Raw genomic sequence first — 19,604 nt, forward strand, 5'->3', positions numbered from 1 at the left:
AATATCGAATTGTTTTGTTTTATGCAACGGCAAGTATATATAAATTTCAAACTTTAATATTAACAGTATAAAACGTAATTTTGCAAAAAATTTGAAATAAAAAAATGACAACGAACAGAACTTTTACCATGATCAAGCCTGATGCTGTTGCAAACGGGCATATCGGCGCAATTATTAATGATATAACTACAGCTGGTTTTAAAATCATCGCACTAAAATACACTCAATTAACGCCTGAAACTGCTGGTAAATTTTATGAAGTACATAAAGAACGTCCTTTTTACGCAGATTTAGTAAGCTTTATGTCGTCTGGACCTATCGTTGCTGCTATTTTAGAAAAGGATAATGCAATTGAAGATTTCAGAAGACTTATCGGAGCTACCAACCCTGCAGAAGCAGCTGAAGGTACTATCCGCAGAAAATATGCAAAATCTATCGATGCAAATGCTGTTCACGGTTCAGATTCAAATGAAAACGCTGCTATAGAAGGCGATTTCTTCTTTACCGCTGCTGAGCGTTTCTAGTAAGATCTTTTATTATCCTGCATGTTCAAAATTTTATTAACATGCAGGGTAATAATCATAAGTTTGTACCTTTCGGAACAAATTTATTAAAATGAAGAAGATCGCTATCGCACTTTTATTACCACTATGCTCAGTTGCAGCACTTGCTCAGACAAGCAAAAAGCCTACCACCACTACCAAAAAAGCTACCGCTACTAAAAGCGTACAAAAACCAATCGCCCAACCTGCATTTAAAACTACGCTAGACTCGGCAAGTTATTCTTTCGGAATAACAATGGCTAGCAGCATGAAAAAAGACGGTTTAAATGCCCTTAATTACGACTTATTAGTTCAAGGTCTGAAAGACGCCTTTAATGATAAGCCTTTCGCTTTAACAACACAAGGTTCACAATCTGCCATCAACAATCTATTTGCAACCTTAAGTAAAAAGAAGTTCGGACCAGCAATTGCCGAAGGCACAGCATTTCTGGAAAACAACAAAAAACAACCCGGAGTTCAGGTTACAGCAACTGGATTACAATACCAGGTAATTACAAAAGGCACAGGTATTATGCCCAAAGCTACAGACTCAGTTCTTGTACATTATAAAGGTACCCTATTAAACGGAAAACAGTTTGATAGCTCGTACGATAGAGGTGAGCCTATTTCATTCCCGCTTAACAACGTTATTGCCGGATGGACAGAAGGAGTACAATTAATGCCGGCTGGTTCAAAATATAAATTCTTTATACCATACAACCTTGCCTATGGCGAACGTGGGGCTGGTCAGGACATTCCTCCTTACAGCACACTGGTTTTTGAAATTGAGCTTCTTAAGGTAAACGGCAAGTAAATCTAAAACCATTATCATAAGATTTTGTTACATACATTAAAAACATAAAGCTTATGATGACCAAAAGATTTTTCCCACTCGCAATTATTGCATTTCTATCAACCACATTAGCCAGCTGTGAATTAATTCAAGGAATTTTTAAAGCAGGCGTTTGGACCGGAGTAATCGTTGTTGTTCTGGTACTGGCGCTAATCATTTGGTTGATCAGCAGAATATTTTAAGTTAAGTAAAAACACTACAGAAACACAATATCTGTAATCACCTCAGTGCCGGCATGTTCATTTATCTTTTGAATAATGCCGGCTCTAACCATCAGCAATTCATTTTTAACAACCGACGATTCGATTCTCACAAACAATTTCTTGTGTGCAATGTAAATCTGCGTAGTTCGGTTCGCCACAGCTTTACCCATTAATTCTGGCCAAAAAGCAACTACAGAGGTTTCATCAAACCGGCCTTTTAGTCTGTATACATTCAGTAATTTACCAATACCTTCTTTTAAGGTAATATCATTAGGTTTACGCATGATTTACTGATCCGTTATTTACTTCAAATAATGTTACCGGCACGTTTATCTTATTAAACAAAGCCAAAACTCTCTCTCTTCCTGTATCGGTTATAAAAATCTGTCCAAAGTCCTGATGAGAAACCATTTCCATTAATTTATGCATCCTGTTGTCATCAAGTTTATCAAAAATATCGTCTAACAACAGCAAGGGCTTAAACCCTTTATGTTTCTGAAGATAAGCATATTGCGCCAATTTTAATGCAATTAAAAACGATTTTTGTTGCCCTTGCGAACCAAACTTCTTTAAAGGCATTTCTGTAATGGTAAATATCAGATCATCTTTATGAATTCCGGTGGTAGTTCTCTCTAAAATCTTATCCTTTTCTATAGATTGTGCAAGCAACTGTTCAAAAGGAGTATCACTTAACTGGCTCTGGTATTGCAAACTTACCTGCTCATTATCATCTGTTAAAAACTGATAATACTTATCAAACAGTGGAATAAAATCAAGCATAAATTGTTTCCGCTTGGCAAAAATCTTTAGTCCCGACTGAACCAGTTGCTCATTATAAATCTCCAACAAAGTTGGATCATAGCTTCTTGTTATTCCTATCTGCTTAAATAGCGCATTGCGATTCAACAGATGGCGGTTATATAAAATAAGTTCATCTAAATAGTGGGTATCCGTTTGCGAGATCACATTATCCATAAAACGTCTCCGTTCCTCACTCCCATCAGTAATAATATTGGTATCGTAAGGAGAAATCATCACCAAAGGGAACAGCCCAATATGATCAGCTAATTTATCGTACTCTTTTTTATTTCTTTTAAACTGTTTCTTCTGGTTTCGTTTAACACCGCAGGTTATTTTCTCATTCTTTTCTTTGCGGTCAAAATCACCCTGTATTAAAAAAAGATCCTCGGCTGTTTTAATCTGTTGACTGTCAATTGGATTAAAATAACCCTTACAAAGGCATAAATAATGTATTGCATCCAGCAAATTAGTTTTACCGGCGCCATTGTTTCCCACAAACGCATTTACTGTTTTGGAAAAACTAATACTAGCATCTGCGTAGTTCTTAAAATTTAGGAGTGTAATATTCTTTAACCACATATTATCTGAAGCCAAAGTTACCGTTTAGCTTTGTTAAATCGGGTCGATACATGCCTATTTATTTACCCACAAACTTTCCCCATTTTGATGGCAGTTTAACATGCCTCAGCAACATATTGGTTCTAATTAACGCTCAGTTCATTAAACTTTATTTAAATACTCAAAAAAGAGGTTGATACTTTAATGTAAAAATGTATTTTTGCAGTCCTTAATTTTTTTAAATAAAATGTCCACAACAGAAAAAGAAATAAATCAACAGGTAAGAAAGGGTTCTTTTTTACAAGAAAACTCAAAAAGCCTTTTGTTCATTGCAGGTGCTATCATTGTACTAATTGGAATTTACATCTGGTATCAGAATGTTTATTTAAAAAACAGAGCGGAAGAAGCCTCAGCTAAAATGTATAAAGCAGAGCAATTCCTTGGTGTAGACTCATTAGCCAACAAAGCTATAAACGGCGAAGGTGGTTATCCAGGATTTGAAAAAATTGCTGATGAATACGCGAATACTAAATCGGCCAACCTTGCTAACCTTTATTTAGGCGGCATCTATTTACGTAAAGGTGAATACAAAAAAGCAATTGAATCTTTAGGTAAATACTCTGATACAGGAAGCCCTGTTGCTGATCCTTTAGCATTAGGTTTATTAGGTGACGCTTACAGCGAACTAAAAGACTACAAGCAAGCCATCACTTATTATAAAAAAGCTGCTGATAAAGCAAGCAACAAATTCACCTCTCCATTGTTCCTTAAAAAACTAGGTTTAGTTTATGAAGTTCAAAAAGACTACAAAGGTGCTGCTGATGCTTACAACAAAATTAAAACACAGTATCCTCAAAGTCAGGAAGCTCAAATGATAGACGAATATATTGCACGTGCAGAAGCACAGGTAAAATAAGATATTATAACATTATAGTAAAAGGCCGGTACATATGTACTGGCCTTTTTTGTGCACTTCCTTACTTTTCAATTAAAAATCTTTTATGATTTTTCCCTAGCTTTGCCCCATGGCAACACAATTAAAGAACCTGTCTGATTTTTCTCATACAACAGTACCAAACGGAAGCGCTTTTAAGATAGCTATAGCAGTAGCAGAATGGAACGCAGAAATTACCGGAAGCTTATACAATGGCGCTTTGGAAACACTAACTAAACATGGTGTTACCCAAGAGAATATCCTATCAATTGCAGTACCGGGTAGCTTTGAACTAACATCCGCAGCTGATCTGCTTTTACAAAAACATAAGGACCTTGATGCGGTTATTTGCCTTGGCTGTGTAATACAGGGAGATACCAAACACTTTGACTTTATTTGTGATGCAGTTGCAAACGGTATCACTCAGGTAAGTGTTAAACATAGTAAACCTGTAATATTTGGTGTATTAACTACCAATGATCAGCAACAAGCTATAGATAGAGCCGGTGGTAAACACGGAAATAAAGGTGATGAGGCCGCTATTACCGCTTTAAAAATGGCTGAGCTTTTGGCAACAGTCTAAAATTACTTTGATACTTTCTTCGAAAAGCTGTAGATTAGAAGAATATATCAATTAAAGATCATACAGATGAAGAAAGTAGCTATTTTATTACTTGGCGTATTTTTTGCCATATCTGTTTTAGAGGCATGTTCTAACAGGCTTTGTCCGGCTTACAATTCGTATCCGGAAGGCAAGAGAAGAAGATGATAACTAAGGCTAAACTTTAGAAAGATATTAGATGCAGTGGAAAAACATTACTGATTTAACTCAAATCAGCGAAATAAAACAAAAAGAAGGTTACAGTTTAATTTTTAAACACAGTACCCGCTGTTCGGTTAGCTCTATGGCTAAGCGACGTTTTGAATTGGACTGGGAAGTATTACCAGCTGATACTTCACTGTATTTTCTTGACCTGATCAGCTATCGCGACATCTCTGCAGAAATAGCTGAAATTTTTCAAGTGCACCATGAATCTCCTCAAATACTTTTGATCAAAGATGGAGATTGTATTCTGGATGCTTCTCATAGTGACATCTCTGCAGACGAAGTTGCAGAAGTGATCAACAACTAGCAAATCTACTTTAGAAGTTAAAAGAAACCCTTTTCCGGGCAGGCTAACGCATGCCTTATATTGCCGTTACACATTGTTTATCAACAATTTACACATCGTTTATACAATCTTTTATTGCTTAAGCATTGTATAAGCATTGTATAAACCCCAATACAAATCTGATTATCAGATATTTATGTAGGGTTAAAAAATAACATTACACCAGGTAAACATTTCATTTTTGCAACAATTCAAACCTATTGCTTAACTTTGTACCATGATCGCACTTCCGGTTGTTTCAGAAAACCCAGTACAACGTAAACCAGATTGGCTTAGAGTAAAGCTTCCTGTTGGTAAAGAATATGCACAAGTTCGTAGTCTTGTAGACACTCATAAGCTACATACGATCTGCGAAAGCGGTAATTGCCCCAATATGGGCGAATGCTGGGGCGCAGGCACGGCTACCTTTATGATCCTGGGAAATATTTGTACACGTTCTTGTTCCTTCTGTGCTGTAGCCACAGGCCGACCTTTAGCCGTTGACCTTGACGAGCCAAACCGTGTGGCCAATTCAGTTAAACTGATGCAGGTAAAACATTGCGTTATTACTTCGGTAGACAGAGATGATTTAAAAGATGGTGGCTCTATTATCTGGGCAGAAACCCTACAGGCAATTAGAAGAGAAAGTCCTGAGACTACTCTTGAAACACTTATTCCGGATTTCAGAGGGGTATGGGACAACTTGTACCGTGTACTGGAAGAAAGACCTGAGGTGATGTCACACAATGTTGAAACGGTTAGACGTTTAACCAAACAAGTGCGTATCCAGGCAAAATACGATAGAAGTTTAGAATGTCTGAAACGCATTTCGGAATTTGGATTAAGAACTAAAACAGGCATCATGCTTGGTTTAGGTGAAACAGAAGATGACGTTTTAGAAGCAATGGATGACCTAGTAGCTAATGGAGTTCATATTTTAACACTGGGCCAGTATCTGCAACCTACACGTAATCATCACCCTGTGATAGACTGGATTCATCCAGATCAGTTTGCTAAATACAAAGAAATAGGATTGGCTAAAGGATTAAGGTATGTAGAAAGCGGCCCTCTGGTACGTTCTTCTTATCATGCAGAGAAACACTTATTTGATTTTTAACTCCCGGTTAATTAAAAACAAATTCTCCTTTCATCTTGTTGTAGTTTCTGTATATTAGCAAAACCCTTGGGAACTACAAAAAAAATATCGCTATCTGAAGAAGAGCTGGTTAGTAAACTGAAAAGTCGGGATACTATAGCTGTTCAGGCATTGTATGACATGTACTCTGGTGCATTGCTAGGTGTTATCTCAAGGATTATTCTACAAACTGAAGTAGCTGAAGATCTGTTACAAGAAACCTTTATAAAAATCTGGAACTCTGCAGATAGCTACGACAGCTCTAAAGGCCGACTATTTACATGGATGATGAACATTGCACGCAACTTAGCTATAGACAAGTTACGCTCAAAAGATTTTAAAAATTCAGGTAAAAACCAAGATATAGAAAATAACGTAGATTTCATTGACGCACAAAAAGAGGTTACCTTTAATGCGGATATTCTGGGGATAAAAGATATGGTTACCGCGCTTAAACCCGAATTTAACGATGTATTAAATATGGTGTATTTTAAGGGGTACACACACGTAGAAACGGCAGAAGAATTAAATTTACCATTAGGTACTGTAAAAACACGTATCAGAATGGCTATTATGGAATTAAGAAAGCATTTTAACTAAAGTGGAAGAAGTAAAAGCATATATTGAATCAGGCATACTTGAACTTTACGTTCTGGGGCAATTAAATGCTCAGGAGCAGAAAGAAGTTGAAGCAATGGCATCAAAATATCCTGAAGTAAAACAGGAAATTGAAGCCATTGAGATTGCTATGGAACAATATGCGCTTGAAAATGCGATAAGTCCTTCTATTGATCTGGAGAGCAAAATTCTTGAAAAAATAGGCGTTACTAAAAGTCCGGAAAAAACCGAGTCTTTACCAGAGCCTGTTAAAGTAGTTGAACCGATAAAAGATGCGGTAATTGTACCATTGAACACCGCTCCTTATGAGTCTAAAATAAAATCTTTACGAATTGCACTTGTAGCATGTATTGCGCTTTTAGCTGTAAGTATTGTTGCGCTTTACTCTGCACACAATCAATTAGGCGATGCCAAAGATCAGATTGCTGCCTTAAACCTTAACAACGAGAAATTTACAAGTACTGTTAATTTCATGAAGCAAAGCAATGCTGATCTGCAAAAGATCATTGATATGAACAATGATCCGGATTGGAAAACCGTAAAACTAGCTGGAACTGTTATGGATCCGAAAGCGAAAATGACTGTTTACTGGCATGCAAAAGGTAAACATGTAATGGTCGACAATTCTAAAATGGATTTACCTGCCAATGATCAGCAACATCAATATCAACTTTGGGCTATTGTAAATGGCAAACCTGTTGATTTAGGTGTATTTGACGTTAAAGCAGATTCTACTCATATTCTTGTGGCCATGAAAGAAATTGGCTCTGCTGCTGCATTTGCAGTAACGCTAGAGAAAAAAGGTGGCAGCGTAAGCCCTACCATGAATCAAATGATTGTAATAGGCAACGTTTCGATCTAACAATTTTAACCCAGAAAATCTTTTACAGTTTTTGGAAGTTGCATTGCAACCTGTGATGCAGTTACATTAAAAACATCTGCAGCCAAATCATCGCCTGCTTTGCCATGAAAATAGCATCCTAATATTGCGGCATCCTTTGCAGGATAACCTTGTGCAACATATGCGGTAATTATTCCGGTAAGCACATCACCCATACCACCCTGTGCCATTGCAGGGTTACCAGTGGAATTAATAAGTACTTCACCTCGCTGGCTCACAATAAAAGTATATTGATTTTTAAGAACAATCACTATGCCTAGCTGTATCGCTTTTTTTCGTGCAGTCTGTAGCCTGTCCCACCAATTCGTATGCTTGCCAAATAAATTATCAAATTCCTTTAGGTGGGGTGTTATTATGGAGTGTTTTTCTATTACAGCCAACAGATCCGGACGCGAAGCTAATATATTTAAGGCGTCTGCATCTGCAATAAAGTCTCTTTTTAGGGCAAATAACTGCGCCAGTGTCTGTTCAGCTTTTGCTCCTTTACCTAAACCAGGGCCTATAGATATGGCATTATACTTAGTTAGTGCTTCATTTTTTAGCAGTGCCTTCCTTTTTACAAACATTACTTCCGGTAGGGATGTATTCAACGCCACCAGGCCGCTTTCGGGCATTGAAGTGGTAGTCAGCCCTGCTCCTGCATAAAGGCAGCCCTTAGAGGCCAGCAACGCAGCTCCCATAGTTTGGGGAGCACCTGCAATAATTAATGCATGCCCATAAGTGCCTTTATACGAAAATGCTGTTCTTTCTTTAAACAACTTTTTGATATCATCAGGCTGTATAAGGCGATATGGAGATGTTTCTTCTTCTTTAGTATTTTGTTTACCCAGACCCGTTCCTACCACCTGCACTTTGCTGTGCGGATCTGAGTCTGGAATGAAAGAATCTAAAAAGATAGCCATATGCTTAAAGTCCCATTTCTTTTTTCAAAAACTTACCGGTAAGGCTTATTGGGTTTTGAATTAATCCTTCTGGTGTGCCCTCAAAGATAATTCTGCCTCCACCTATACCGCCTTCTTCACCAAGGTCAATAACCCAGTCGGCAACTTTTACAACATCCAGGTTATGTTCAATAACAAGTACTGTATTTCCCTTTTCAACCAATTCGTTTAGTACACCTAACAATACATTGATATCTTCAAAGTGCAAACCCGTAGTTGGTTCATCCAGAATGTAAAAAGTTCTTCCTGTATCTTTTTTAGAGAGTTCTGTAGCCAGTTTTACACGCTGCGCTTCTCCTCCCGATAAAGTTGTTGATGATTGCCCCAGGGTGATATATCCTAAACCAACATCTTTAAGTGTTTTAATTTTGCGATAAATAGAAGGCATGTTCTCAAAGAAGTCGCATGCCTCTTCTATACTCATGTCCAATACGTCGCTGATAGATTTACTTCTGTAACGTACTTCCAGCGTTTCGCGGTTATATCTTTTTCCTCCACACTCTTCACATGGCACCTGTACATCTGGCAGGAAGTTCATCTCTATAACCTTCATTCCTCCACCCTGACAGGTTTCGCAACGCCCCCCCTTTACATTGAAAGAGAAGCGGCCAGGCTTATAGCCTCTTATCTTGGCTTCAGGCAGCTGAACGTACAGATTTCTGATATCTGAAAATACACCTGTATAGGTGGATGGATTAGAACGTGGCGTACGACCAATAGGTGCCTGATCTATTTCGATTACTTTATCTATTTCTTTTAAGCCGTTAATCCTTTCGTACGGAAGCGGATGTTTTTTTGCTCTAAAGAAGTGATGGTTTAATATGGGATACAGTGTTTCAGTAATTAAACTTGATTTGCCACTGCCAGATACTCCGGTAACTGCTATAAACTTGCCTAATGGAAAATCAACCGAAACATCTTTTAAATTGTGGCCGCTTGCCTTAATGATGGAAAGCTTGTGTCCATTTCCTTTTCTGCGTTTGGCAGGCACCTCTATCCCCTTTTTACCATTTAGATAAGCGGCAGTTAAGGTATCCGATTTCAGGATTTGAGCTGGTGTTCCCTGCGCAACAATTTGGCCACCATGGGCTCCTGCAGCAGGGCCTACATCAATTACATGATCTGCTTCCAGAATCATGTCCTTATCGTGTTCAACAACCAACACCGTATTACCAAGATCCCTAAGATTTTTAAGGGCTCCTATTAAACGCTCATTATCACGCTGATGCAAACCAATACTAGGCTCGTCCAGAATATACATTACATTCATTAACTGCGACCCGATTTGGGTAGCTAACCTGATTCTTTGTGCCTCACCGCCAGAAAGTGTACGTGCAGTACGATCTAACGACAGGTAATTTAAACCAACATCTGTAAGGAAGCCTAATCTGGCGCGTATCTCTTTAAGAATTTCTTTGGCAATAATGTTTTGCCGCTCGGTAAGTCTGCTCTCTACATCTACATACCAGTTTTTAAGGCTGATGATGTCCATTTCGGCAAGCTCAAATATGTTCTTACCATCAATTTTAAAGTTCAGGCTCTCTTTCTTTAAACGCGCGCCATTACATACAGGGCAGGTTTTTAGTTTCCGGAAGCTCTCCATATCATCAACTCCTCCCTCACCCTTCCGCTCTTGCTGCTCTTCTAACAGCTTAATAATTCCATCAAATGAGATTTGATAGTTCTGAACGTTCCATTTATTATACTCTACGGCTACACTTAATAATTCGTGAGTACCATTTAGAAGAATATTAATATTCTCTTCTCCAAGTTTTTCAAGTGGAGTTGAAAGCGAGAAATTATATTTTTTTGCAAGTGCCTTTAAAACCTGAAATACCCATACTTCCCGGTATTCGCCTAACGGGGCTAATCCTCCATTTAGAATACTTAGTTTAGGATTCGGCATCACCGACTCTTTATCAATTACAAATATGTATCCTAAGCCGTCGCAATTCTCGCAAGCTCCATAAGGAGAGTTAAAAGAAAAACTATTTGGCTGTGGCTCATCGTAAGAGATGCCCGTTGTTGGGCACATTAAAAAACGACTGAAATGAGACACATTGTTTGCCTTATCACTTATTTTGATGATTCCCTTTCCTAAACGCATAGCGGTTTGGAGTGAATCCTGAAGTCGTTTTATATCTTTCCGGTCTATTACAAGCCTGTCTACAACAATTTCAATGTCGTGGATCTTGTACCTGTCAACCTGCATTTTAGGTGTAATATCCTGTATATCGCCATCGATACGCACTTTAACGTATCCTTGTTTACGGATTTGTTCAAAAAGTTCCCGGTAGTGGCCCTTACGACCTTTAACAACGGGTGCCAGGATATTTACCGGCATGTCATCAAACTTATTGAATATGTTATTAAGGATCTGATCTTCGCTCATACGCTCCATCTTCTCACCTGTATTGTAAGAAAAGGCATCAGCTGCGCGGGCATAAAGTAAACGCATAAAATCATAGATCTCAGTAATTGTTCCTACAGTAGATCTTGGGTTCTTACTTGTCGTTTTTTGTTCAATTGCAATAACCGGACTTAAGCCCGAGACTTTATCTACATCAGGTCTTTCCATCCCCCCCATAAACTGGCGCGAATAGGCACTAAAGGTTTCCATATACCTCCGTTGTCCCTCGGCATAAATGGTATCAAATGCCAACGAGGACTTGCCGCTTCCACTTAAGCCTGTAATTACAACAAGCTTATTTCTGGGAAAGGAAACATCTATATTTTTAAGGTTATGCACCCTGGCACCATACACTTCTACATCTTTTTGCTCGCCCAGGTCAATGGTATTTTTGCTCATATATATATTAAAAACAATATGGATATCTGATGATTAAGATAACAATTTTAAAGGCACAAAGGTAAGCCATTATAAGGAAAGATTATCTATTTACCAAACTATGGTTGTGTCATTTTCTGTAGGATGGCCTGTACAGACCAGCACCCTGCCCGCCGCAATTTCATCATCCATTAAAATTTCGTTATAATCCATACGTACACCGCCTTTGACGCAATTTGCAGTACATGTACTGCAGATTCCAGCCTTACAACTGTACGGCACATCTATATTTTGTTCAAGAGCGGCATTAAGTATCGTCTTATTATAGGGCACCGAAAGTCTGTATTCCTGCCCTCTAAGGTTCAAAACCACAGAGTAGGTATTTGTATCTTTTACTTCCTTTTCCGTAGTATCGTCTTCATCTACTTCATCCTCCGGCATTACAAAAGTTTCTCTTTTGATCTGACTGATATCGAATCCCAGGTTAAGCAGGGTAATGCGGCAGGTAACCATATAGTCTATTGGCCCGCAGGTATAGAATAAAGCGTCTCTTTCATTAAACTCCATGTATTCCTTAACTATTTTTTCTATAAGAAACACATTTAACCTGGCCATCATCAGATTCTGCGATTGGCTTGATACGTAAATAATCTTAAACCTATCGGGATAGTTTTTCTCCAGCTCATTAAGCTCATCGTAAAAAAGTGTTTCAGCTGGCGAGCGACTACTATATATAAGGATGAGCTTCGAACGGCTTTCTTTTACCAGAGCCGTTTTAATAATAGCGAAAAGCGGTGTAATACCTACCCCTGCGCCAAAAAGGAAAACAGTTCTTTTTAGCTCATCTTGCGGCGGGTAAGTAAACAAACCATTGGGTTGCATAGCATACAAGATATCTCCAACTGCTGTTCTATGATGCAATAGTCTCGATATTTCACCGTTTTCTACCCGTTTTATAGCAATAGCAAGTGGTTCATCAACATCAGGAGAACTACATAGAGAATACGACCTCCTAAGCGCTCTTCCTTGAATATCAAAAACTAATGTTAAAAATTGGCCGGCTAAGTATTTTGGTTTTAATCCATCCAAAACATCGAATGTAAGAACCAGTGTTTCCCCCGGCCCATACTTCATATTTTGTATACGCAATTTCATCGCTCCCATCATAGGGCAGTAAATTAGTAATTTTCATATAAAACAAAAAGCCGTTCCAATAATTTGGAACGGCTTTCCCCATTTGCACGTGTCTTTTCTCTTTCTAATTTATAGAACTTTGGGCATTACCCCCGTTCAAAGCTAATAATGCTCTTGGAGCTCTATAGCCATGACGAACAGGATCTTCCACTATCTCTTTCATGGAAATCAATTTATAAACATAACCGCCTGTTTCACGGTTTAATTTCATTTTGAAATAATTATCCTGATTTTGTCTGTCTATTTGTCTTCTCATGTGGCCATCACCTACATTATAGGCTGCTGCCACAAGCGTCCAGCTATCAAAAATACCATAAAGCTCTTTGATGTATTTAGCCGCTGCTATAGTTGATTTACGTAAATTCTGACGCTCATCTACTCTTGAGTTAACTTTTAAACCGTATGTACGGGCAGTTGCAGGCATAAATTGCCAAAACCCTGAGGCACCTTTTGGTGACACACCCGCTTTTAATCCTGATTCTACTAAAGGAACATATTTAAAATCCTCTGGAATGCCGTAAGCGGCAAGGATTGGTTCTATCACAGGAAACCATTCTGCCGCTTTTCTATGCAGGCGATTGGTCTGTAAATTGTCGAAGCTAAATTCTGCTAGAATTCTCTTCATTTTGCGTTCCACTTTGGCATCCCCTAGTGGTAGTGTTTCTTCTGCGAAACTCAATTTAGCCATCAGAGATAATGGCTTTTCATTTTGTGTTACTGTTGTATCTTTTTTTGTTGTTTTTTCTTCTTTTGAAAGACTTTTTGCTGCTTGGGGCATGTTGTAAGCAAACACTTTTGCCATAACCAGTAATGAAATTATTACCGTACATGTTATTATGTGTTTCTTTATCATTTTCCTCCTTTTTTTGGTTAATAATATAAAACGCCTGCAAACATACAACATATTGACCTAATTATCAAGCTTTTATGAAAAACACTTCCAAAATCAAGGTTTAAACTGCCGTGAGGCTAGATTTTTTTGGTTCAGGTTACGCAAGAGAAAAAATGCGAAAAACTAAGCATTTTCGATTCCAAAACCAGTCAGTAAAACCTCCAAAACCAACCTATAAAGGAGCTCCGCATTTTCTGAAATATTACGGTTTATCTACACTTAAAATTGTGAATTAGAGCAATTTTAAGTAAGTTTGCACCCGCATAAATTATGCGGTTAAAAGCGTATCATGATAAAAAACAACAACAGGAACAGTCGGGATGACAAGTCCAAACCGGGAAACCGAAGCACAACTGGCAAAAGACCAAGTGGAACAGAGAGTTCTTACAAAGGAAAAAGCAAGTTTGATGATAGAGAAGGAAAAGATAATAAATTTGGTGCGTCGAAAGACTTTAAGCCAAGAACACCAAGAGACGGAGACAGCAACAGAGATTATAAGCCAAGAGAGGGCGACAGAAAGGATTTTAAACCTAGAGGAGGAAAAGACGGAGACTCTAGAGGCTTTAAACCAAGAACTGAGAACGACTCAAAAGATTTCAAATCAAGAGGCCCAAGAACATCGGGTAGTGATTTCAAACCAAGAACACCAAGGGATGGTGATTCAAAAGGATTTGCCCCTAGAGGTACAGCAGGTAAAGACTTTAAGCCAAGAACACCAAGAGACGGAGACAACAGAGACTACAAGCCAAGAGCTTATAAAGAAGGTAGCTCAAGAGAAACTCCTCCAGGCGAAAAAACTCGCAGTTACATAAAGAAAGATAATTTTAGTCCTGCTGGCGATAAGCCTTTCAGGAAGTTCGATGATAAAAAAGGACAATCGTCTAGAAGTACTGACAGCAGACCATTCAGAAAAAGAGAAGGAGATGGCGCGAAATCTGACTTTCAATCTCGCCCTGATCGTGCAGAGCGCGGCGGACGTCCAGAACGTTTCGATAAAGAAACGGTTATGCGCAGCAGGAAATCTCCTGTTATAAAAGATGACGGCTTAATCCGTTTAAACAGATACATCGCAAATTCAGGAATTTGTTCCCGTCGTAAAGCCGATGAGCTTATTGCTGCCGGCGTAGTTTCTGTTAATGGAGTAGTTGTTTCTGAATTAGGTCAGAAAGTTGATCCTTCGAAAGATGAGATCCGCTATAATGGTGAATTGTTAAAACGTGAGAAAAAGGTTTATGTGCTTTTAAACAAACCTAAAGATTACATCACCACTACTGATGATCCACAAGAACGCAGAACTGTGATGCAACTTGTTGAAAAAGCAAGTAGAGAACGTATTTATCCTGTTGGAAGATTAGATCGCAATACTACTGGTTTGTTATTAATGACAAACGATGGTGATCTTGCCGACAAACTATCTCACCCTAAAAATGGCATTACAAAAATCTATCACGTTGAATTAAGCAGGAGTTTAAGTCAGGGCGATTTGAATAAAATTCAGTTTGGGATTGAACTTGAAGATGGTATAATTAAACCAGATTCAGTATCTTACGTTGCCGGTGGCACCAAACGCGAGGTTGGTATCCAGATCCATAGTGGTAAAAACAGAATTGTGCGCAGGATTTTTGAACACCTGGGCTACGATGTTGTTAAACTGGATAGAGTTGTTTATGGTAATTTAACCAAGAAGGATCTTCCACGTGGAAGATGGCGTTTCCTTGAAGAACATGAATTAATCCAGATCAAACATCTGATTAAATAATTTAAACATGAGAAAATCTTTCCTTTTACCCATTATCCTTTTAGCGATGCAAAGTTGTGCACAGAAAAATGATTACAATTTAATAATTGGAACATATACCAATACGGGTAAGAGCGAAGGAATTTATACTTATGATTTTGACACCAATACTGGTGAATCTAAACAGTTAAGTGTTACAAAAGGTGTTGAAAACCCAAGTTACCTTACCTTAAGTGCAGATAACAAATTTGTTTACGCTGTAAACGAAACTGGAAAAACAAGCGCGGTAAGCGCATTTAGTTTTGACGCTGCAAAAGGTGACCTTAAGTTTTTAAACAAACAGGCTACGAATGGTGATGATCCTTGTTATATTGTTGCCGATGAGAAAAATGTAATCTCTGCCAATTATTCTGGAGGTAATGCTTCTGTTTTCGGCATTGAAAGCAATGGCTCATTGGGTGCATTAAAACAAATTGTTCAGCACTCTGGAAAAAGCGTTAATAAAGACAGACAAAATAGTCCTCATGTGCACATGGCGTTTTTTACACCAGATCATAAATATTTAATTATTAATGACCTTGGAACAGATAAGGTTTACTTATATAATTACAATATCAATGGTACTAATGATGTTCTTACTCCTCATGATAGCGTAGCAATAACACCCGGTGCCGGACCAAGACACATCACCTTTAGTAAAGATGGTAAGTACGCGTACCTGATTCACGAAATGGATGCCGGAATAACAGTTTTTAGCTATACTAACGGATCACTAGAAAAAATACAGGAAACTAAAATAACTGAAGAGGGGTTTAGCGGGGAAAATGGTGCGGCAGATATTCATATCTCTCCGGATGGCAAATTCTTATATGCAACTAACAGAGGAAGCGAAAACAACATCACTTTCTTTGCTATTGAAAAAGGAGGCTTGCTGAGCAAAAGAGGTCAAATCAGCACTTTGGGTAAAGGTCCAAGAAATTTTTCGATTGATCCTACCGGAAAGTATCTGTTGGTTGCTCATCAGTATACAAACGATGTAGTGGTATTTGAACGCAATACACAAACCGGCGAATTAAAAGATACAGGAAAGAGAATTGCTGTTGGAGCTCCGGTTTGTTTGGTTTTTGCACCTAAGAAATAAAATCATTAAAAGAGGGTGATCATTATTCATGATATACCCTCTTTTACTTTTCAAGCTACTTCTATAATTAATTATACCGCTTTTAGTTTATGCTGCGCCTCAATAACCTTGTTATAATAGTTAATATAAGCTGGCAATATTTTCTTAAGATCAAAATCTTTCGCCCTTGTTAAAGCGTTTTCTTTGAACTGCTTTAATACATCATCATTTTCCAGGATATGAATTGCTTTTGAAGCCATATCATCAATATCACCAACATTACTCATATACCCGCAAAAGCCGTCAATATTTAATTCCGGTAATCCACCCGCATTTGAAGTAATAGCAGGGACTTTGCAAGCCATAGCTTCAAGTGCTGCCAAACCAAAACTCTCAGACTCTGAAGGCATTAGAAACAGATCAGAAACAGAAAGAATTTCTTCTATTGCATCTTGCTTTCCTAAGAATCGAACGTGTTCACAAATCCCAAGGTTTCTGCAAAGCTGTTCATCATATGCGCGTTCGGGCCCATCACCTACCATTAATAATTTTGAAGGAATTTTAGCCTGAATCTTTTGAAACATTCTAATCACGTCAGCCGTACGCTTTACTTTTCTAAAGTTCGAGGTATGAATTAATATACGTTCGTTGTTAGGGGCAATTGCTTTTTTAAAATGATCTTTTGGCTTTAAACTAAATCTCGAAAAATCAATGAAGTTCGGAATCACCTGAATTTCATTAGTAATTTCGAAATGCTTCTCTGTGTCATCTTTTAAGCTTTGTGAAACAGTTGTAACCCCATCTGATTTGTTGATAGAAAAAGTAACTACCGGTTTATAGGTTGGATCTTTACCAACAAGTGTAATATCTGTACCGTGCAGCGTGGTTACAAATGGAATGTTAATGCCGTAAGTTTCTAAAATTTGCTTTGCCATAAACGCAGCGGATGCATGTGGAATTGCATAATGAACATGCAAAATATCCAGTTTTTCGAAACGCACTACATCCACCAGTTTACTGGCCAATGCTGATTCGTAAGGTGCATAATCAAATAATGGATAATCTCTAACTGATACTTCGTGATAGAATAAGTTTTCAGAGAAAAAGTCTAGCCTGGCTGGCTGACTATATGTGATGAAATGTACCTGATGACCTTCGTCGGCAAGCGCCTTGCCTAATTCAGTAGCAACTACACCACTACCTCCAAAAGTCGGGTAACAAACGATACCTATTTTCATGAATATTTTTTTACGATGCAAAGTACACTACTTAAATTGAGCTTTGTGTTAAACAATTGCAATTATTTAAGTTTTTGATCGGCTCAAAAGATTTGATTTAAGATTTCATCTCGGCTTGTATCACGAGATACATTTCATTAGGTCTTTGCGTACCAATGTAATATTCAAATCCATCAGTATCTGTAAGCACAACAGCGTCTTTCCCGGATGAATAAAAACGAATACTTCCCTTCCGGTGAAGGTTATAAACAGGGTTATTGAATAAGTAATTACTATAAGTATCTTTTCTTACTTTAACTATTGAATTCAGATCTATTTCTACTCTTTTAGCAGACCACAAGCCGTCTATTATGATTTTTTTATGCTCAATAATGGTTTTGTATTGAATTAGAAAAAGCAACGCTATTGAAACTCCAATGATACCAAATCCAACTACAAGAAATAAATCCTGGGTATTATCTCTATCTCGTTCATATACATAGGCAGCGAAGCAAAATGCAGCCATAACTAACCTGATACAGATCCTGATATAGTCACGTCCTATGTACTGTTTTTCAAAAAAAGCGTAGCGATTGCTCATTTATGTAAATTTCAATAAAGTTACTTTTTTTTTATTTCCGTAGTACCCCTATCTCTGTTAAGATTGTTTAAAAAATGTAATATGATTATTTCAGATCGAATATAGCCACTTTTTTTGTGGCCGATGTCACCTTGTATCTATCATCTTGCCGCATACCACCCAGCCAAATAATTTCGCCGTTTCCGTTTATCAGAATAGGGACACCAGCCTTCTCTGCAAGCGGGATTTTCTCATCAATAAAAAAATCGCTTAAGTTTTTAAAGAACTTCATACCTAGCGGCATAAACTTATCGCCAGATTGCCAGGGTCGCACCACTAAAGGAAACATGAGCTTATCAGCATCTACAAATGCCCTTTTGGTACTCTTTTCAAAATATGGTTCATCTATGAATGACATTAATATCTTATGCTGCGACAGATTTACGCTTTGATCGTTAACATGAATAAATGCCAATTGCTGATTTTCTTCAACAATAGGATTTAATATCAAATCATCCCTATCGATGGTAATTCTATGAGAACTGCTATAGAAAGAGGTCCCACTTTGCTTGTTTAGCGCCTGCAGCAGTTCTATCACTACAAGTTCCGAGAAACCAAAGGGCCTAAGCAGTTCAAAAATTAACAACCGCTGCGGCTTCAATGCTTTGACCTTGGCAATTGACAAGTGCAGGCTATTTTGTTTTTCGACAAGCAAGTCCTCCCTTAGTTCGGAAACTGCTTTTTGCAACACAAGCTCCGTTTCAGAAAACCGCTGAATATTTTGTTCAAATGTTTGCTCCAGATTAGGATTAATCTCTTTAAGATGAGGGATAACCTTTAGGCGAATTTTATTGCGGGCATAGTCTACAGATAAATTTGAACTATCTTCTACAAAATCAATATTATGCTCTGCTATTAATTCATTAATTTGCTCACGCGAAAGAAATAGCAGGGGCCTGATGAGCTTATCTCTTTTAGGGAAAATGCCATGCAACCCGGCTATCCCTGTTCCCCTCGTTAAGTTTAACAATACGGTTTCCATGGCATCATCCTGGTGTTGTGCAAGAGCGATGAAATTATAGTTATTAGATTCCCGTATCTCTTCGAACCAATTGTACCGCAAATCTCTGGCGGCCATTTGGGTAGATATTTTATGCGCTGCAGCGTAATTTTTAGTTTTGAAGTGGGTTACATAAAATGGCACTTCCAGGGAGTTGGCGAGCATTCGTACAAAGCTTTCGTCTCTTTGAGACTCATCTGCCCTTAAATTAAAATTACAGTGTGCTATACCAAAATCAAAACCAGCGAGTTTAAAGAGATGGGCCATTAAAACAGAATCCTTCCCACCACTAACGGCAAGCAGTATCTTGTCGCTAGCAATGAAGAGTGAATTATGGCTTATAAAATCTTTAAAGTTTTGAATGGGTAACATCTTTCA

At 38.0% G+C, this 19,604-nt stretch carries 20 protein-coding genes; 11 read left to right on the forward strand and 9 right to left on the reverse strand.

Features of this window, described 5'->3' with window-relative positions; genetic code table 11:
• Window positions 1-104: 104 nt before the first annotated feature.
• The 3 genes from HQN86_RS14145 (at window position 105) to HQN86_RS14155 (ending at window position 1,577) form a co-directional block, all read left to right on the forward strand.
• Window positions 105-524, forward strand: a complete 420-nt coding sequence (locus tag HQN86_RS14145; protein ID WP_172661562.1) for a nucleoside-diphosphate kinase — start codon at window positions 105-107, stop codon at window positions 522-524.
• A gap of 91 nt (window positions 525-615) precedes the next feature.
• A complete protein-coding gene (locus tag HQN86_RS14150; RefSeq protein ID WP_172661563.1) occupies window positions 616-1,356 on the forward strand; it encodes an FKBP-type peptidyl-prolyl cis-trans isomerase in 741 nt (246 codons plus the stop codon).
• 53 nt (window positions 1,357-1,409) lie between these two features.
• Window positions 1,410-1,577, forward strand: coding sequence for a hypothetical protein (locus HQN86_RS14155; protein WP_172661564.1), 168 nt, complete (start codon window positions 1,410-1,412; stop codon window positions 1,575-1,577).
• 14 nt (window positions 1,578-1,591) lie between these two features.
• Here HQN86_RS14155 and HQN86_RS14160 read toward each other — a convergent pair whose 3' ends face one another.
• Both HQN86_RS14160 and recF read right to left on the reverse strand, forming a co-directional pair.
• Window positions 1,592-1,882, reverse strand: coding sequence for a DUF721 domain-containing protein (locus HQN86_RS14160; RefSeq protein ID WP_068891393.1), 291 nt, complete (start codon window positions 1,880-1,882; stop codon window positions 1,592-1,594).
• Window positions 1,875-2,978, reverse strand: a complete 1,104-nt coding sequence (gene recF, locus HQN86_RS14165; protein ID WP_172661876.1) for a DNA replication/repair protein RecF — start codon at window positions 2,976-2,978, stop codon at window positions 1,875-1,877. The genes HQN86_RS14160 and recF overlap by 8 nt, the downstream gene beginning before the upstream one ends.
• Window positions 2,979-3,204: 226 nt before the next feature.
• Between recF and HQN86_RS14170 the strand changes: the two genes are divergently transcribed.
• The 6 genes from HQN86_RS14170 to HQN86_RS14195 all read left to right on the forward strand — a co-directional run bounded on the left by HQN86_RS14170 (window position 3,205) and on the right by HQN86_RS14195 (window position 7,657).
• A complete protein-coding gene (locus tag HQN86_RS14170) occupies window positions 3,205-3,873 on the forward strand; it encodes a tetratricopeptide repeat protein (protein WP_172661565.1) in 669 nt (222 codons plus the stop codon).
• A gap of 109 nt (window positions 3,874-3,982) precedes the next feature.
• Window positions 3,983-4,474 carry a 6,7-dimethyl-8-ribityllumazine synthase gene (gene ribH, locus HQN86_RS14175; RefSeq protein WP_172661566.1) on the forward strand — a complete coding sequence of 164 codons (492 nt, stop codon included), beginning with the start codon at window positions 3,983-3,985 and terminating at the stop codon, window positions 4,472-4,474.
• Between the two features lie 217 nt (window positions 4,475-4,691).
• Window positions 4,692-5,024 (forward strand): bacillithiol system redox-active protein YtxJ, encoded by a 333-nt coding sequence (gene ytxJ / locus HQN86_RS14180; protein WP_099440663.1) that lies wholly within the window; start codon window positions 4,692-4,694, stop codon window positions 5,022-5,024.
• A 256-nt stretch (window positions 5,025-5,280) separates the two neighbouring features.
• Window positions 5,281-6,159, forward strand: coding sequence for a lipoyl synthase (lipA, locus tag HQN86_RS14185; protein WP_108205081.1), 879 nt, complete (start codon window positions 5,281-5,283; stop codon window positions 6,157-6,159).
• A gap of 66 nt (window positions 6,160-6,225) precedes the next feature.
• Window positions 6,226-6,777 (forward strand): RNA polymerase sigma factor, encoded by a 552-nt coding sequence (locus tag HQN86_RS14190; protein ID WP_172661567.1) that lies wholly within the window; start codon window positions 6,226-6,228, stop codon window positions 6,775-6,777.
• A 1-nt stretch (window position 6,778) separates the two neighbouring features.
• Window positions 6,779-7,657, forward strand: a complete 879-nt coding sequence (locus HQN86_RS14195; RefSeq protein WP_172661568.1) for an anti-sigma factor — start codon at window positions 6,779-6,781, stop codon at window positions 7,655-7,657.
• A 5-nt stretch (window positions 7,658-7,662) separates the two neighbouring features.
• Here HQN86_RS14195 and HQN86_RS14200 read toward each other — a convergent pair whose 3' ends face one another.
• The 4 genes from HQN86_RS14200 to HQN86_RS14215 all read right to left on the reverse strand — a co-directional run bounded on the left by HQN86_RS14200 (window position 7,663) and on the right by HQN86_RS14215 (window position 13,472).
• Window positions 7,663-8,598: an NAD(P)H-hydrate dehydratase gene (locus HQN86_RS14200; RefSeq protein ID WP_172661569.1), complete on the reverse strand. Its 936-nt coding sequence runs from the start codon at window positions 8,596-8,598 to the stop codon at window positions 7,663-7,665.
• A gap of 4 nt (window positions 8,599-8,602) precedes the next feature.
• On the reverse strand, window positions 8,603-11,446 hold the full coding sequence (gene uvrA / locus HQN86_RS14205; RefSeq protein ID WP_172661570.1) for an excinuclease ABC subunit UvrA: 2,844 nt from the start codon (window positions 11,444-11,446) through the stop codon (window positions 8,603-8,605).
• 90 nt (window positions 11,447-11,536) lie between these two features.
• The gene (locus HQN86_RS14210) at window positions 11,537-12,580 is read right to left on the reverse strand and encodes a ferredoxin--NADP reductase (RefSeq protein WP_317171711.1); all 1,044 of its coding nucleotides are present in this window, start codon (window positions 12,578-12,580) and stop codon (window positions 11,537-11,539) included.
• A gap of 103 nt (window positions 12,581-12,683) precedes the next feature.
• Complete coding sequence (locus tag HQN86_RS14215) at window positions 12,684-13,472, reverse strand: lytic transglycosylase domain-containing protein (protein ID WP_172661571.1); 789 nt, start codon at window positions 13,470-13,472, stop codon at window positions 12,684-12,686.
• Between the two features lie 328 nt (window positions 13,473-13,800).
• Between HQN86_RS14215 and HQN86_RS14220 the strand changes: the two genes are divergently transcribed.
• Complete coding sequence (locus HQN86_RS14220; RefSeq protein WP_172661572.1) at window positions 13,801-15,270, forward strand: pseudouridine synthase; 1,470 nt, start codon at window positions 13,801-13,803, stop codon at window positions 15,268-15,270.
• 7 nt (window positions 15,271-15,277) lie between these two features.
• Window positions 15,278-16,390, forward strand: a complete 1,113-nt coding sequence (locus tag HQN86_RS14225; RefSeq protein WP_172661573.1) for a lactonase family protein — start codon at window positions 15,278-15,280, stop codon at window positions 16,388-16,390.
• Between the two features lie 71 nt (window positions 16,391-16,461).
• Here HQN86_RS14225 and bshA read toward each other — a convergent pair whose 3' ends face one another.
• The 3 genes from bshA to tilS all read right to left on the reverse strand — a co-directional run bounded on the left by bshA (window position 16,462) and on the right by tilS (window position 19,598).
• Entirely contained in the window at window positions 16,462-17,607 is a 1,146-nt protein-coding gene (gene bshA, locus HQN86_RS14230) for an N-acetyl-alpha-D-glucosaminyl L-malate synthase BshA (RefSeq protein ID WP_172661574.1), read from the reverse strand.
• Between the two features lie 97 nt (window positions 17,608-17,704).
• Window positions 17,705-18,187, reverse strand: a complete 483-nt coding sequence (locus tag HQN86_RS14235) for a hypothetical protein (protein WP_172661575.1) — start codon at window positions 18,185-18,187, stop codon at window positions 17,705-17,707.
• 85 nt (window positions 18,188-18,272) lie between these two features.
• Complete coding sequence (tilS, locus tag HQN86_RS14240) at window positions 18,273-19,598, reverse strand: tRNA lysidine(34) synthetase TilS (RefSeq protein ID WP_172661576.1); 1,326 nt, start codon at window positions 19,596-19,598, stop codon at window positions 18,273-18,275.
• Between the last annotated feature and the right edge of the window lie 6 nt (window positions 19,599-19,604).

The organism is Pedobacter panaciterrae, assembly GCF_013204795.1.
In the GTDB taxonomy this organism is placed as follows: Bacteria; Bacteroidota; Bacteroidia; order Sphingobacteriales; family Sphingobacteriaceae; genus Pedobacter; species Pedobacter panaciterrae.

Excerpts from the sequence above, each read along its gene's own strand:
- HQN86_RS14145 (WP_172661562.1), top strand. The coding sequence starts at position 105 with ATGACAACGAACAGAACTTTTACCATGATCAAGCCTGATGCTGTTGCA.
- HQN86_RS14150 (WP_172661563.1), top strand. The coding sequence starts at position 616 with ATGAAGAAGATCGCTATCGCACTTTTATTACCACTATGCTCAGTTGCA.
- HQN86_RS14155 (WP_172661564.1), top strand. The coding sequence starts at position 1,410 with ATGATGACCAAAAGATTTTTCCCACTCGCAATTATTGCATTTCTATCA.
- HQN86_RS14160 (WP_068891393.1), bottom strand. The coding sequence starts at position 1,882 with ATGCGTAAACCTAATGATATTACCTTAAAAGAAGGTATTGGTAAATTA.
- recF (WP_172661876.1), bottom strand. The coding sequence starts at position 2,978 with ATGTGGTTAAAGAATATTACACTCCTAAATTTTAAGAACTACGCAGAT.
- HQN86_RS14170 (WP_172661565.1), top strand. The coding sequence starts at position 3,205 with ATGTCCACAACAGAAAAAGAAATAAATCAACAGGTAAGAAAGGGTTCT.
- ribH (WP_172661566.1), top strand. The coding sequence starts at position 3,983 with ATGGCAACACAATTAAAGAACCTGTCTGATTTTTCTCATACAACAGTA.
- ytxJ (WP_099440663.1), top strand. The coding sequence starts at position 4,692 with ATGCAGTGGAAAAACATTACTGATTTAACTCAAATCAGCGAAATAAAA.
- lipA (WP_108205081.1), top strand. The coding sequence starts at position 5,281 with ATGATCGCACTTCCGGTTGTTTCAGAAAACCCAGTACAACGTAAACCA.
- HQN86_RS14200 (WP_172661569.1), bottom strand. The coding sequence starts at position 8,598 with ATGGCTATCTTTTTAGATTCTTTCATTCCAGACTCAGATCCGCACAGC.
- uvrA (WP_172661570.1), bottom strand. The coding sequence starts at position 11,446 with ATGAGCAAAAATACCATTGACCTGGGCGAGCAAAAAGATGTAGAAGTG.
- HQN86_RS14210 (WP_317171711.1), bottom strand. The coding sequence starts at position 12,580 with ATGAAATTGCGTATACAAAATATGAAGTATGGGCCGGGGGAAACACTG.
- HQN86_RS14215 (WP_172661571.1), bottom strand. The coding sequence starts at position 13,472 with ATGATAAAGAAACACATAATAACATGTACGGTAATAATTTCATTACTG.
- HQN86_RS14220 (WP_172661572.1), top strand. The coding sequence starts at position 13,801 with ATGATAAAAAACAACAACAGGAACAGTCGGGATGACAAGTCCAAACCG.
- HQN86_RS14225 (WP_172661573.1), top strand. The coding sequence starts at position 15,278 with ATGAGAAAATCTTTCCTTTTACCCATTATCCTTTTAGCGATGCAAAGT.
- bshA (WP_172661574.1), bottom strand. The coding sequence starts at position 17,607 with ATGAAAATAGGTATCGTTTGTTACCCGACTTTTGGAGGTAGTGGTGTA.
- HQN86_RS14235 (WP_172661575.1), bottom strand. The coding sequence starts at position 18,187 with ATGAGCAATCGCTACGCTTTTTTTGAAAAACAGTACATAGGACGTGAC.
- tilS (WP_172661576.1), bottom strand. The coding sequence starts at position 19,598 with ATGTTACCCATTCAAAACTTTAAAGATTTTATAAGCCATAATTCACTC.